Source organism: Kribbella sp. NPDC023855 (genome assembly GCF_040639475.1).
In the GTDB taxonomy this organism is placed as follows: Bacteria; Actinomycetota; Actinomycetes; order Propionibacteriales; family Kribbellaceae; genus Kribbella.
The window spans coordinates 800,864-814,964 of record NZ_JBFAAA010000001.1 but is presented as its reverse complement, the minus strand read 5'-3'; the positions used below and the strand labels follow the sequence as shown (position 1 = coordinate 814,964).

General features: G+C 70.1%; 8 protein-coding genes. 1 reads left to right on the top strand and 7 read right to left on the bottom strand.

Annotated features, from left to right (window positions below; all coding sequences use genetic code 11):
* Nucleotides 1-51 precede the first annotated feature (51 nt).
* From AB0F51_RS03710 to AB0F51_RS03680, 7 genes are read right to left on the bottom strand one after another with little or no spacing between them, the layout of a single operon-like run.
* Nucleotides 52-972 carry a type II secretion system F family protein gene (locus AB0F51_RS03710; protein WP_360273488.1) on the bottom strand — a complete coding sequence of 307 codons (921 nt, stop codon included), beginning with the start codon at nt 970-972 and terminating at the stop codon, nt 52-54.
* Nucleotides 969-1,874, bottom strand: a complete 906-nt coding sequence (locus tag AB0F51_RS03705; protein ID WP_360273486.1) for a type II secretion system F family protein — start codon at nt 1,872-1,874, stop codon at nt 969-971. Before AB0F51_RS03705 ends, AB0F51_RS03710 begins: the two co-directional genes overlap by 4 nt.
* Nucleotides 1,874-3,184 (bottom strand): ATPase, T2SS/T4P/T4SS family, encoded by a 1,311-nt coding sequence (locus AB0F51_RS03700; RefSeq protein ID WP_360273483.1) that lies wholly within the window; start codon nt 3,182-3,184, stop codon nt 1,874-1,876. Before AB0F51_RS03700 ends, AB0F51_RS03705 begins: the two co-directional genes overlap by 1 nt.
* A complete protein-coding gene (locus AB0F51_RS03695) occupies nt 3,181-3,990 on the bottom strand; it encodes a hypothetical protein (RefSeq protein ID WP_360273480.1) in 810 nt (269 codons plus the stop codon). Before AB0F51_RS03695 ends, AB0F51_RS03700 begins: the two co-directional genes overlap by 4 nt.
* Nucleotides 3,990-4,724, bottom strand: a complete 735-nt coding sequence (locus AB0F51_RS03690) for a hypothetical protein (protein ID WP_360273477.1) — start codon at nt 4,722-4,724, stop codon at nt 3,990-3,992. Before AB0F51_RS03690 ends, AB0F51_RS03695 begins: the two co-directional genes overlap by 1 nt.
* A gap of 51 nt (nt 4,725-4,775) precedes the next feature.
* Nucleotides 4,776-5,309 carry a hypothetical protein gene (locus AB0F51_RS03685; protein WP_360273475.1) on the bottom strand — a complete coding sequence of 178 codons (534 nt, stop codon included), beginning with the start codon at nt 5,307-5,309 and terminating at the stop codon, nt 4,776-4,778.
* A complete protein-coding gene (locus AB0F51_RS03680; RefSeq protein WP_360273472.1) occupies nt 5,306-6,625 on the bottom strand; it encodes an AAA family ATPase in 1,320 nt (439 codons plus the stop codon). Before AB0F51_RS03680 ends, AB0F51_RS03685 begins: the two co-directional genes overlap by 4 nt.
* 255 nt (nt 6,626-6,880) lie before the next feature.
* Between AB0F51_RS03680 and AB0F51_RS03675 the strand changes: the two genes are divergently transcribed.
* The gene (locus AB0F51_RS03675) at nt 6,881-14,092 is read left to right on the top strand and encodes a hypothetical protein (RefSeq protein WP_360273469.1); all 7,212 of its coding nucleotides are present in this window, start codon (nt 6,881-6,883) and stop codon (nt 14,090-14,092) included.
* Nucleotides 14,093-14,101: the final 9 nt, after the last annotated feature.

Below are 14,101 nucleotides of genomic sequence, written 5' to 3'. Positions count from 1 at the left end.
TACGACGGACAGGAACGCCTGACGGATCCCTGTGCCCCACAGTTGCCGGTCCTAGCTGCCCAGAATCGCGGCGCCCGCAGGGTAACCGAGAAACAGCATGAACGCCGCACACATCACCAATTGCGCGACGAGCATCGACTGCGACCGCTCCCCCGCCTTGCCTTCGACGTCCGCAAGCTCCTTGCGCCGCAGCGACGCCGCGCGCGCCAGCAGCGAGGCGCGGATCTTCGCGCCCTCGTCACCGGCCAGCGCCAGCGCCGAGGCGAGGTCACGCAGCTCCTCGACGCCGAGGTCCTCGCCGAGCCGCGCCATCGCGTCCCACGGGGTGATACCGATCAGCCGCGCGTTGGCCAGCGCCTGCCGGATCCGGGCCATCGCCCAGTGGTCGCCGATCGTGGACGCCGTCATCAGCGCCTCCGGCAGACCACGGCCACCGGCCAGGTTCATCGCGACCAGGTCGAGGAAGCTGCCGACCACGTGCCGGAAGTCGCGTCGCCGCGCCTCGGCCTCCTGGCGCAGGGCCAGGTCGGGCAGGAAGAACGCGAACGCCATCGCGCCCAGCGTGACGATGGCCGGCGTCGCCCCCGGCGGGCTGAAGCCCAGCTGCCCGAACAGGAACAGCACGACCGGGATGAAGATCAGCGCACCCAGCGCGAAGAACACCTTGGTGGCCAGCATCGCCGCGAACGGCTGGTTCATCACCGCGAGGTCGCGGCGCAACCGCCCGAACGACCAGCCGCGGGCGTTCGCCTCGGCCTCCAGCCGCTGACCCAGCGTCTCGCGGGCGCGGTCGACACTGCCGAGCACCCGCTCGCCCGCCGCGCTCGCGGTGGCCGCGCTGACGTACCCCGACCGGCCCGCATCGATCCGCGCGATCGTGGACAACACGTTCGCGCGCGGCCGGATCAGCAACCGGACCAGCAGGTAGACCCCGAAGCCGACCAGTCCACCCGTGAGGAATGCCGCGGTCATCCGCCCACCACCTCCATCCGGTCGTCACCGCTGCGATGCGCCCGCTTGTCGTCACTGCGGATCAGGAACCGTTCCGGTACTTCGATCTTGGCCAGCTTGCGCAGCCAGACCAGCCCGACGGCGTACAGGGCGATCACGATGAACAGCACGAACTGCCCGATGAAACTCGTGTACGGCGCGACGTAGGCCGGGTTGAACAGGATCAGCGCGGCCGCCACCAGCAAGGTGATCGCCACGACGACTTGGACGCTGCGCCGGGTGGACCGGCGCTCGGCCGCGACCTTGCGGCGTACGTCGAGCTCTTCGCGGGCCGAGTCGGCCAGTGCGGTCAGTACTTCGCGCAGACCCGGGCCGCGGAGCCGGGCGTTGAGCACCAGCGCGGCGACGATCAGGTCGGCCGAGGGGTCGTTCAGGTCGTCGGCGAACCGCATCAGTGCCGAGGGCAACGGTTCCCGGATCCGGAGCCGGTCGACCAGCAGGTTCAGGCCGGGCTTGATCGCGGGCGCCGCGTTGACCGCGGTGGCCGGGATCGCCTGTTCCAGCCCGACCGCGCCGGCGATCGTGTCGCGCAGCGCCTCGGTCCAGGTGGCCAGCGCCTCCAGCCGCTCGATCGCGCGCCGCTCCTCGCCGGTACCGCCGAAGAAGCGGTCAGCGAGGGCGGCCAGCAGTCCGAGAGCCGCCGCCAGGACGAGCCAGCGGGTGACGACCAGGACGAGCAGACCGACCCCCAGTCCGGTGCCGAGGCGGACCAGTTGCTTGCGGCCCTCGACGCTGCCGCCACGCTGGAACAGCGACGGGGTCGACTCGCGCGGCTCCGTGCCGCGGATGGCGACGATCAGCAGCAGGATCGCGCCGCCGACCACCGCACCGCAGAGCAGGGCCAGCAGGGTTTCGTTGTTCATCAGGCCCACCGACCGTGCACGAGCGGCTGGTACCCGTGGAACTCGAGCTCCTCCATGCAGGCGATCGGCGCGTGCGCCGCGGCCCGGCCGTCAGCGCCGGGAGCGAACACCTCACCGGACAGCACCCGGCCGTCCCAGCCGGTCACCTCGCGGATGCTCTCGATGTAACGGGTCAGCGTCCCGCCGTGCTGGTAGTCGTTCTGCTTGCGGACGAACACGACGAAGTCGAGCGCGCCTGAGATCAGCATCTGGGTGGCTTCCATCGGCAGCCGCTCCGACGCCTGGATCGCGTAGGTGCTGATCCGGTTGAACACCTCCATCGAGCTGTTCGAGTGGATCGTCGACAGCGAGCCGTCGTTGCCCTGGCTCATCGCGTTCAGCATCGTCACGATCTCGTCGCCGAGCACCTCACCGACGATGACCCGGGACGGGTTCATCCGCAGCGAGCGGCGGACCAGGTCGGCCATGCTGACCTCGCCGACGCCTTCGGAGTTCGGCAGCCGCTCCTCGAACGCGACCACGTTCGGGTGCAGGTCCTTGAACTCGCCCAGCCCCAGTTCCAGCGAGCGCTCGACCGTGATCAGCCGCTCGTGCGGCGGGATCTCGTTGGCCAGCGCGCGCAGCAACGTGGTCTTGCCGGAGTTCGTCGCGCCCGCGATCATCACGTTCTTGCGGGCCGCGACAGCCGCCCGGAGGAAGGACGCGATATCGGCGGACATGGTGCCGTTGGCAACCAAATCCTGGAGGAACACCCGGCCGAGCCGGGCCCGCCGGATCGACACCGCGGGCCGGGCGGTGACGCCCATCACCGCGGACAGTCGCGAACCGTCCGGCAGCCGGAGGTCCAGCTGCGGGTTGGCCGAGTCGAACGGACGGCTGGTCAGGCCCGCGTGCGCGGCGAGCACCTGGATCAGCTCGACCAGTTCCTCGTCGTTGTCGGCGACCGGACCGGGACGCTCCTCGCGGCCGTCGCCGTACTGGACGAAGACCTGGTCGCAGCCGTTGATGTCGATGTTCTCGACCTCGGGGTCGTCGATCAGCGGCTGCAGCCGGCCGACGCCGAACAGCGCCGAGTGGATCGCGCCGGCGATCTGCGCGTCGTCCTCCGGCGTGGGGGGCGTCCGGCCCTCGGCCAGTTCGTACCGGGCGTGGTCCTCGAGCACCTGGACGATCAGCGAGCGTGCGTACTCCCGCTCGTCCTCGGCGCTCATCGGCGGTACGCCGTTCGCCTGGTCGCGCCGGCGCTGCTCGTTCAGCCGCTCGGCGACCTGCACCCGGAGCTTGCGGACCAGGTCCTGGTCAGTGCTCATCGGCCCTCCCAGTTGCCGTCCGGCGGGAAGGCAGCCTGGGCCATGTCGAAGTCGTGTTGGGTCGGCATCGAGACGACCGCCGCCATCTCGGCGGCGATGTCGCTGGCCGTGCGGATCAGCGGCGTACGGTCCAGGCGGCCCTGGCCGCGGCCGTCGAAGAACGCGGCGCCGGCCGGGTCGTAGGCCAGGTGCCAACGGTGCTGCACCTGCACGGACATGGCGTCCAGGACGGACCAGACCTGCTTCACCCCGTCGCGGCGCTTCGGGTCGGCGACGACGATCACGCCGAGCTTCGCGTCGACGTGGTGCACGAGCGACGCGAGCCGCTCGCGCAGGTGGGCGACGGACGAACCGGTCGCAGTACAGACCAGGACGACCAGGCGCGCGGCCTGGACCACCGGCAGCTGCGGTGAGGCCGGGCCGATCCGGCCGCAGTCGGCGATCACGTCGGAGCTGAACATCTGGTTGAAGGTGATGCCGAGCGGCTCCCAGAGCCCGCCCATCCCACCGATCTGCTCGGGCGCACGGACGCCGACCATGACGTCCAGGCCGCCGTCGAGCTGCTGGCTGTGCGCCATGATCACGTCGTCGTCCAGGCCCTTGCGGCCGGCCGCGGCCAGGCTGACCAGCCCGCGGTCGGAGTTCAGCGGGTGACCACCGGGCGCGGTCATCCGGATCGCCACGTCGCTGCCCGCCGGGTCACACTCGGCCAGCAGCACCTGCCGCGGCCAGAGCGCACCGAGCACCAGGCCGGTGGTCGTCACCCCGGGCGAGCCCTTCGCGCTCGCCAATGCGACCAGTGCCATCAACGGGCTCCAGCGGTCTGGGTGACCTCGGGCTTGGTGTTGGCCGGCAGCTTCACCAGCACCAGCGTCTTGGCCGCGGCCGCGGCAGCGACGGCGGTGGACTTCGCGGTCGGCACCAGGATCGTGACGTTCAGCGTGGTGTTCGCCTTCGTCTTCGCGTCGGTGATGGCGCCGGAGACGCTGATCACCTCAGCCGCGTCGACCAGGACCGTGGGCACGCCACCAGCCTGGTTGGAGGCAGGCACCTGGACCACCTGGACGATGTCGCCGCCCTCGGTGCCTGACGATGGCGCCCGGCCCGCTTCGAGGCTGACGCCGACCAGGGCGCCACCAGCGGGGATCTGCTCGTCGGTGACGCTGGCCTTGCTGAGGTACTGACCTTCGTACAGCCAACCGGTCGCGAACTTGCCCTTCACCTTGTTCCACTCGGAAAACGGGATCAGGCCATCGGTCTTGCCCGCCAGGTCACCCCTGGCCACGAGATCCTCGGTGATCTTCTGCCCCGGACCGATGCTCTCGCCCGCGCGGACCGCGATGTAGTCCTGGCGATCGCCGCTGCGCAAGGCGATCAGGGCGGACCCGGCGGCACCGAGCAGGATCAGGATCACCGCCAGCGCGGCCAGGGCGGGCCGGCGCTCACGGCTGGTGGGAAGTCGGTTCGAGCCACTGGCCGGCGCCTTGCCCGAACTGCGCGCGCCGGAGGCCGAGGGACGTGTCGAAGACGAGAAACTCACGCGCCTACCGTAATGGTCGGCGGGGACCAACTGGACCGAAAAGTCAGGCCGTTACCGCTTCGGTGCCCGGTTCGCCACTTGGTCACGCTCGTCGGGTGTGAGCAATTCGGTGAAGGCACCCGGTCCGCCGTACAAGTGGTCTAGATAGGTGTAAAGCCCCTGGAGCGCGCGTCCGAGCTCGCTCCGCCAGTCCCCCTCGGCGGCCAGCTCGGCAGCGAGCCGGCGGCCCTGCGCCAGCGTGACCGCCGCGTTCACCGGCTGGTCCAGCCGCACCAGCGTGTCGTAGACCGGATCGGCGTCCGAGGCGTCCAGATCCACCGGTACGCCGTCGTCGTCGAGCAGCACCGACCCCGTCCGGGCCTTCCCCAGTGTGCGCTGGACGAGTCCACTCAGCTCGGACAGCTCGGGCTCGGGCAGCAGCCGGTCGAACCCGGCACCGCCATACAGCTGGTCCAGGTAGTCGCACAGCGCGGTGAACAGCTCGATGCCGTCGTAGGCCTCGCCGTCGGTCGCCACCTGGCGGAACTGGGCAGCAAGACTCCGCGCCTCCGCCACTGTCCAGCTCGAGGGTGTGAGCACTGTCACCGGGTCACCGCCTGCCCCGGTCCCGCCGTACGCCGGACGGCGGCGGGCCGGGCGCCGTTCGAGCCGGCACCCAGCGCGACGGTGGGCATGGCGACGCCGAGATGCGCCGCGGACTGACCGACATGAGTCTGCACCCACCTGAGCATGCCAGGATCCGCGAACCTCAGCCGCCCGGATTCCTCCCCTTGGCGAAGAATTCCCCTGCTCTTCAACGACTGTCGCGAGCTGTCCACCGCAGCCCACTGTTCTGGTCCGGCCTGCTGGGTGACGGAGGGCATCGCCAGCCCACGGGCACCGCGGACCGCAGTACGGGCCAGCAGGTCCTTCTCGCCGTCGCTGGAGTTGTTCCACAGGGCCTCGTAGAGCGGCCTCGACTGGCTGGTCACCTGCTCGACGGCAGCCTTGGCAACCCGACTGTCTAGCCCTAGTGGCTGGCTGACCGCCATCGCGGTGGCCGTGGCGGCCAAAGCCTGCAGCCGCTGAGGGCTGCCGTTGGCTGCCTCGACCAGCTCGGTCACGGCTGCAGCCTCAGCAGGGATCCGCAGCTTGGCCAGCGGCGACCGCAGCGCGGCCAGGGCTTCGTCGTCTCCCAGCGGCCGGCACTCCCGGATGTCGTAGAGCTGCGCGATCGCGGACTCGACACCAGTGGTCTTCTGCGAGGCCGCCAGCAGCCGTCCGACCGCCTTCTGCCCACCTGCCGTGACCAGGTGCGCCGGCTGACCAGTGCGCTCCAGGTGAGCCGCCAGCTCGTTCAGCGCAGACAGGTCCCGGTCGGACGCGACGTCGATGTTGTCGACCATCAGTACGACGGCCCGCCCCTTCTTGTGGCCTAGCTCGTTGAGGGTGTCGGCCAGCTGCGTCAGCTGGCCGGTAGGAGCACCAGCCGTGTCCTCCACTCCGTGATTGGCCGACATCGTCAACGGCGGCATCCCTACCCGGACCTCACCACCAGAGTGAGACAGCTTCGAACCGGTCGACAGCGTCTTGAGCAGCTTGTTGAGCTTGCGGACCGCCCGGAAGCCATGCACCTTGCGCAAGCTGCCAAGGTCCTGGGTGACCGCGCGAGCGAACCTGTCCTCCAGCGCCTCCCGCGGCGATGCATCGACCCGTACGACGATCGCTCCCGCCTGCCGGGCGGTCAGCTCGGCCCTGGTCAGCTCAACGCTCTTGCCCATCCCCTGCGCACCCGTCAGCAGCACGGCCCGCCGCTGTGGCGGATAGTCCGCCAAGGAGATCGACCGGCCGGAGGAGTCGGTACGGACAGCCACGTACTCCGGCAGCCGGCCGGAGCCGGTCGCGAATGGGCCAGCTGGCATGACGAAACCTCCGAGGCGGCAGACAGATCAGGTACCAGCCAGCCTCACCGCGCCGGGTTCTCGCCGGGTTACCACCCAGTTACGTTTGCGGTCAGCAACTTTCGGCCCCGCAGCGTCGAACACGGATCGTGATCTTTCGATGGTTGCCGCGGAGTGGTCAAGAAGTTACTTTGCCGACACATTCTTGGCATCTTGCTCCCCTAAGGCGTCAAGATCGAAGGTGACCGCGTCCGACCGGCCGAAGGAGACCACCGGATGAGCACTCCAGCGCAGGGCGGCGACCAGGCTGTGGCGCGTGCGCGGGAGGCTCTAGGCATCGCCCTCGGCGTCGCCGCGCCGACCGGCGTCCGGCTGCGGGACGGCAGCTTCCGCCTGGACGCCCGAGAGGCCCTGCCCGCCGAGGTCCTCGACTCGCTCGACGAGCGGCTCACCCGCCGTGCGGCGGACCAGGCGAGCGACGACCGGCTGCTCGCCGAGGCGGTTGCCCTGGTCGGTGCTGATATCGCTCGGAACCGTGGCCTGGACCCGTCCGAAGGGGCGACCGCCGCACTGGACCGGCTGCTGCACGTCCCGGGTCTCCAGCAGGCTCGGCGTACCGAGGCCGAAGCGACCTTGCGAGGTGTCCTCGAGAACGCGGCCCGGCGGTCGGAGGTCGCGGCTGCGCGGCTGGCGGCAATGCCCGACGAGACTCGGTCGGCCTCACTTGGCCAACTGGTCTCGGCCACCCGCCAGATTCGCCGCGACGCGTATCTCCTGAACGTTCAGTCCCAGGCCGCGACCGCACCGGCCGGTACTGCGCTGCCGATCGGCGCGCCGCAGCCACGGACCGGGCGGCATCGATCCCAGGTCGGCGCCAGGCACCGGCGAGCGACGAACGCGCGGACCCAGACACCGCAGGTGCGCGGCTCCGGACTCGTCACCGGAATCGGCGGCCGGCCGGCCCTCGATCCGGACCTGGAGGAGGCCACCGCTCTCAAGGCCCTGCAGCGCCTCGGTCGCGCCGAACTCGGCGGCATGATCAACAGCAGGCCGACGATCAACGCGCAGGCCCAGCTGGCCGTGCTCGACACGGCCGTCAGCCAGGCGCCGCAACACGTGCGAGTGGAGATCCTTCCGACCAGCCGCGGTACTGCGGCCGAAGGGCTACTGCGATCCGGCACCGAACATGATCCCCATGTCGTGCGGATGTCGCCGCGACTGTCCGACGACCAACTGGCCCAGGTGTGGGTTCACCAACTGAGCCAGCTCACTCACGAGCTCAACGCGGCCAACGCCGGGCAGCCGACCGGACTCAAGGGCAAGCTGCGGGCACTGCTCGGCCACGAGAAGCGCGACCGGAGTCTGAACGCGGACTACGCGTCGTACCAGTTCCTCACCAGTTCGTGGCATCGCGCGCGGGCGCAGACGGCTGCGTACGGGCGGCCGACCGGGCCGAAGAGCGTCGCCGACCTGGAACGCGACATCGAGGCGCTGGCGACCTCGATCCGCAGGAAGGGCGGTATTGCGCCGGCCCTCCCCTGGGCTGCTGACGCCGTTCACGTCCCCGGAGCCAGGGCCGCCGGGACGGCCGCGGCCATCGCCGTACGCGCCGAGGCGGTTGAGCTGGCGCCGTACACGCCGCCTGCGTTGCGTGCGCAGGTCGTCGAGACGCTGGCCGGTCTGGAGGCTGAGCTCCAGGAGCAGGAGAAGCTGGCTACCGCGAAGGTGACGAGCAGCGGCGCGGCGATCGAGGAAGCCGGGAAGCTTTCCTCGAAGGCCGCCGCGGAACTGCTCCTCAACGACAAGAACGCGCCCGAACGCGCGCGGGTGCTGGATAAGGAAGCCGACGGCGCCGCCCGGAAGGCTCTTCGCCACGCCGAGATCGCCGAGGGCTACCGGCAGGCGGCCACCGCCGCGGGCGAGGCCCTCACCAGCTATCAGAACCTCTTGACCGAGATCGACGCCGTCATCGCGGATCCGGACCGTCCGCAGACCGCGATCGCCGCCCTTGCCCGTGACGCTGCCGCGAAGGTCGACGCCTACCAGGTCGCTGACGAGCAGGCCCTGCCGGTCAAAGACGTGTTGCACACCGGGGTGCCGGCCGGCCAGCCGCTCGAGGCTCCGGTCGCCGAGATCGACCAGGTGCTCGCCGCGCACGGCATCTCCGCACGGCTCGGCGGAACTGATGGGCCGCTGCCACTGCCGGACGCGGCGCACCGGGAAGTGCGGTCCCCCGGCGGGATGGAGTTCACCGTCGGCGGCGGTCCGGACTCCGACGTCACCCAGATGCCCCAGGTCCTGCTCAGGCTGGTGGCCACCGACGTCCGCGAGGAGGTCGATCGCGACTACGAACTCGCCGAGCAGATGTCGGGCACGATCGGCGACGGCGGCCAGAGCATCAATACCACGGCCGCGCACGGCACGAACTTCAGCTTCGGGGTGAACGCCCAGCCGCTGATGGCAATGGCGCCCCCTGGAAGCACTATGCACGCACTGTCGCAGGTCGTCGGGGTCCGCGCAGACGTGTCGTCCGGCTCGTCACTGAGCCAGTCCAGTGGCTCCAGCACGCACGACAAGCAGGGCGCGGTCGACGACGACCGGGGCGAGTCGCTGCAGGTCCGCTCGAAAGACCGCTGGGAGGTGCAGGTCCGCGCGTCCGCGACGGACCCGTGGTCGCCGGTCACGACCTTCGACGCGGGTGAGCGGCTGACCTGGGTGTCGGCTGCCTACACCGTGAAGCCCGCCGAGAAGACCGTCACGCTGGCCGAGCTCGGCCGGCCGAACGAGATCGACCCGGCTTTCCCCCGGCACACCGTCACCAACATCGACGGCCTGTCGTCGGTCCGGGACCGCCTCGTCAAGGCCGGCCGGGAACGCTTCGGCGCGATCGACAAGGTTGCCTACGGCCAGATCAACGGCCTCCTCACCCAGGACGTGAAACGGCTGCTGCGGCAGACCAGTAAGCCGGGCGGGTACGGACGCCAGATCGTCAGCGCCGGTGATTCCGAGTACCACGTCCAGCTCGAGATGGAGCCGATCTGGAGTACTGCGAAGCTCAGCGGCGAATCCAGCCCGGACCTGTGGCAGGAAGAGGTCCAGGTCGACTTCGCCGGCACGAGCGCGAGCCAGAGCTTCGGCTCCTCGCTGTCCGGCTCGGTCGGCCTGGCCTACCCCGGTAACCCGAAGGACACCACCCCGGTCCCGGGTTATCTGCCGAGCCCCACCGCGTTCAGCGACGTCGGCACGACGACGATGGACGTCTCGCCGAACGCCTCGGCCGGCCGCAACGTCTCGCGGCAGGGCGGTCTGAACGTCAGTGCGACTTCGATCACCCCTGTGGTGCACCGCAACCAGGGTCCGACCCAAGGCGTGGTGGTCGGCTTCCGGGTCCGGGCCACCCTGCGCAAGCTCAACGACCCCACGGCCGAGCCCGTGGTCGTGACGGACTTCTGCGACGCCCGGCTCCGGGTGCCGGAGAACGACCTGCTCCGGGCCGGTGGACGGGTCGACGCGAACGCCGTACTGCGAAACCCGGACGGCTCGCCGCGGCTGGACCAGTACGACCGGCTCCTGCTGCGTGGCGACCCCGAACCGCCGACCGAAGAACAGACCCTGCCACCCACGATCGGGCCTGGCGAAGAGCAGATGCGCGGCGCCGGTCAGGCCCTCGTGCAGAACTTCACCGGCGACCGCGCCGCGCTGGAACGCACCCTGATCGATCTCAGCGCCAAGGGTCTGGTGCCGCCGCTCGACGAGCACCTCCGGCCCGACTTCGCGAACCTGCCGGACGACCGGGTACTGCGCGCCGGACAGTTCATCAACTACGACCGGGTCGTCCAGCACATCGCGGCCGAACGACTGGAAGCCGGCTACAACCAGGCCGCCCAGAGCGGCATCCCGATGGTGCTGGTCGATCAGGCCTCCGGGAAGACGACGCGGTACCGGACGTTCCGGATCGCTGTCCGGCAGGACTTCGGCGACGTGCACGGCGAGGGCACCAGTACGACGGACAACGTGGTGCGGCTCGGCATCGCGTCCGACGCCAGCAGCAGGTCGGGTGGCCGGTCGAAGGGTGTTCCGCTGTCGGCCGGAGCGGGCCTCAGCGACGGGCCGGCCGAAGGCATCCGCGGCTGGGCCGGCCGGATCGGCGTCAAGCTCAGCCGGAACGCGATCGGCCGCAGCTTCGGCTGGTCGGCCGGCCGCCGGGTCAACCGGGTCTCGCTGACCGAGAGCACCGGTCCGGTGGACAAGCTGCGCGCCGGGCACCGGGTCGTCGTCACCGAGGTCACGCCGAACGGTGACTCCGCCCCGATCGCGAACGAGCCGGGCAGTGCCCGGATCCTGGTCGACAGCGCGTTGGCCCGGGCCGCCGCGGTCGACCACTCCGGCCCGCGCAAGCCACCGAGCGCGGTCGCGGTGAAGCAGTCGATCCCGGTCCATGTCGACCCCGGCAACCCGGTCGACCGGATCACCTCGGCGGTCGACGCGATCGAGCTCGGCTCGAACACCTATCTCGATCTGCACGCGATGCTCGGGCCGGACAGCATGGTCGCCCACAAGGAGTGGATGAACGGCGAGTACCGGTTGCCGCTGTCGATCGTCCCACCGCCCGGCAGTCCGGTCGAGGCGATCCAGCAGGGCCGGGTGCTGCCGCAGGGACTCACCGTGGTGGTCCGCGGCGAGGCGATCGACCGGAGGTTCGTCGCCGTCACCCAGGAGAACTCCGGTGACATCAACCTCACCATGAGGGACAGCAGTTTCACTTCCGGCCGGTCGGCCTCGGGCGGGATCGGCGGCGACCTCGGTGCCGGCCTGACCCAGGCCGACGGCTCGGCGGTCTCCGGCGGCGTCAACGGCGGGCGGACCGGTGGTACGTCGCAGTCCACCACCACCAGCCAGACCACGGGTGAAGAGGACCTGCTGGTCAACATCGGCACCCACCACCAGTTCCTCGACCGGTACAAGATGGTCGCCGACATCGTCGATGCCCAGGGCAACGTTGTGCAGAGCGTCCCGTTGCAGGACGCCAAGGTGCAGGTCACGACGCCCGAGCGGCGAACCCTGCGGATGTACGGACGGCGGGAACTGGACCTGCCGCTCGAGGTCGTCACCGACGCGGCCGAGCGGTACCTGTCCGGCAAGCTGGAGATCAGCCCGCGGGACGCTGCCGCCTTCGTCCGCCGGTACAAGCAGGAGAAGGCCGGCGTCACCACCGGCCTGGCGGCCGAGCACACCGACGAACGGCTGACCCAGCGGCTCGTCGAGCACAGCAACTCGACGGAGCCGGAGGCAGTGGCCGCCAACGAGCAACTCGAGGAGGTGCTCGCCGGCGTCGAGCAGGTCGTGAACCAGCCCATCGACATGGAGATGCCGCCGCAGTACGACACCGGGCTCGCCTCGGCGCAACTGGAGGACGTCAGCCCGGCAGGGCGGCCAGGCGGGAAGCTGGACCTGCTCACCCCGACCATGCGCCAGGTGGAGGAGATCGCGCCCGGCCTGCTGGCCGCCAACCCGTTGCTGGCCGACTCGCTGAGCAAGGATCTCGGCAACGACGCCTGGCAGGGGCACATCGGCGAGATGTTCGGCGTCCGCGGCTACGTCGCCGACATCGAAGTACCGGTCCCCGGCCAGCCTCAGCCCGACCTGATCCTCGTCCGGATCAAAGCCCGGTACGACGGTCCGATCCAGGTCGACGGGACGACCCAGATCACCAACGAAGATGGTACGACGAACGTCCCCAAGGTCGACGCGATCGGGCTCAAGCAGAAGTACAAGTTCAAGGGGAAGGGCGAATCGCTCGCGCACAGCACGGACCACGCCGCCGGCCTGGAGCTGAAAGGCTCGGGCGACACGTCCGGTTCCGGCGGTGTCGGCACCGGCCGTGGCCGCACAGTCAGCGCCAAGCAGGAGACCTTGAACGCCCACCTGGACCGGACAGGCCATATGGAGCAGTCCGAGGTCGAGCGGGACGGCCTCTTCGAAGTCCAGGTGTCGCGGGTCAGCGGCGCCGGCGCCTCAACGACAGCCGGGATCCGCTGGCGACTCAACCGGACCTTGCCTGCCGAGCGGACCATCCATGCCACTCCCGAGGTGATCCGGGCCCACTTCACCCTGACGGTGCCGCGCCCACTGCTCAAGCCGGCCGCGGCCAAGGGTGCGGAGCAGGGGGCGCAGACGCTCGCGGTACCGGAGGAGCCGGTGATCGTGCCCGATCATCGAACCCTCCGGGTCCCCGAGGACGCCACGGCCGAGGAAGTGCTCCCGTACGGCGAAGGCCAACCGGCAGCTGACCAGCTGCACCAGCAGATCAGGGCCCATCTGGTCGCCCACAAGGGCATGGGCGAGGCGGCGATGCTGGTGAACGACGTCAAGCTGGAAAGCGAGCTCTCGCCGACCGCTCTGCGGGCGTCGCTCAAGGAGCTCACCAGCGATCGCGGCCTCGAACTCACGCCGATGCCCGGCCGGGGCAACAGCAACACCAAGTTCGTCGTCGTGGTGAAGGCCAGGCCGGTGGGCTGGAAACTGCAGGGCACCCCGCTGGCAGGTGGCCAGAGCGGCCAGGTCTGGCGTAGCCAGGAAAGCAGTGGCATCACCACGACCTCGAACCATCTCCCGGTGACCGGCAGCGGCGGCGCCGGCGGGGGGCTGGTCAACGCCGGCGCCTCGGTGACCGAGCAGGTCAAGGAGCAGACCTCCGACTCGCGCGCCACCCGGCTGGAGACGAGCCGCTTCCACGAGGGAAAGCTCGCCACGGTGGTGGCGCCGATGGTCTACACCGTGACGGTGCACGAAGTGTCCGACAACGGCTCAGGCCTGCCGAAGGTGAAGAACTCCGAGGTACTGCCCGAGCAGGCCCAGGCCGTCTTCTACCTGAAGATGCTGCAGCACTCCTACCTCGACGGACTGCGGCAACTCGAGTCCGGGCCGACGGCCGACCCGCTGCTGGAGCCTGCGCCGCGCAAGCTGGGCAAGGTCGAGCACGCGACGGAGTACGCAAAAGATGCTGACGGCAACGTTGCGTACCACCCCTACCAGCCGCTCGTGACGGCCATGCGAAAGGCGATCGCCGAGGATCGCACAGTCGTCCTGGCGATGAAGGAGGGCAACGGGACGGAGCGGACGTACCAGGCTCTCAGCGACGGGACGCTGACCGAGGTCGGCGACGGCAGCGGCTACGCGGAGGCGTTCGGCAAGCTGCACCCCAACATCGCGCTGATGTCGGAGGGCCTCGTCGATCTGCGCGAGGTGTACAACAACACCCCGCGGTCGGAGTCGTTCAACGCCCGGGTGGCCAAGGAGCTCGCGGACAAGGGCATCCCGATCTCGATTCTCAAGGGCCTGGACTACTCGACGGCTGCTCAGCAGTTGGCCGCGAAGCCAGGGCAAGCCGCGCGGCAACCGGCCGGTGGCGCCGCGGCCGGCCGGGCGATCAGCGCCGGCGGCCACGGCGGGCACGGTGGCCACGGCCCGTCCCTGGCCGGTCAGTGACACAGCGAC

Coding starts and splice junctions, on each gene's coding strand:
- AB0F51_RS03710 (WP_360273488.1), bottom strand. CDS start 972: ATGACCGCGGCATTCCTCACGGGTGGACTGGTCGGCTTCGGGGTCTAC.
- AB0F51_RS03705 (WP_360273486.1), bottom strand. CDS start 1,874: ATGAACAACGAAACCCTGCTGGCCCTGCTCTGCGGTGCGGTGGTCGGC.
- AB0F51_RS03700 (WP_360273483.1), bottom strand. CDS start 3,184: ATGAGCACTGACCAGGACCTGGTCCGCAAGCTCCGGGTGCAGGTCGCC.
- AB0F51_RS03695 (WP_360273480.1), bottom strand. CDS start 3,990: ATGGCACTGGTCGCATTGGCGAGCGCGAAGGGCTCGCCCGGGGTGACG.
- AB0F51_RS03680 (WP_360273472.1), bottom strand. CDS start 6,625: ATGCCAGCTGGCCCATTCGCGACCGGCTCCGGCCGGCTGCCGGAGTAC.
- AB0F51_RS03675 (WP_360273469.1), top strand. CDS start 6,881: ATGAGCACTCCAGCGCAGGGCGGCGACCAGGCTGTGGCGCGTGCGCGG.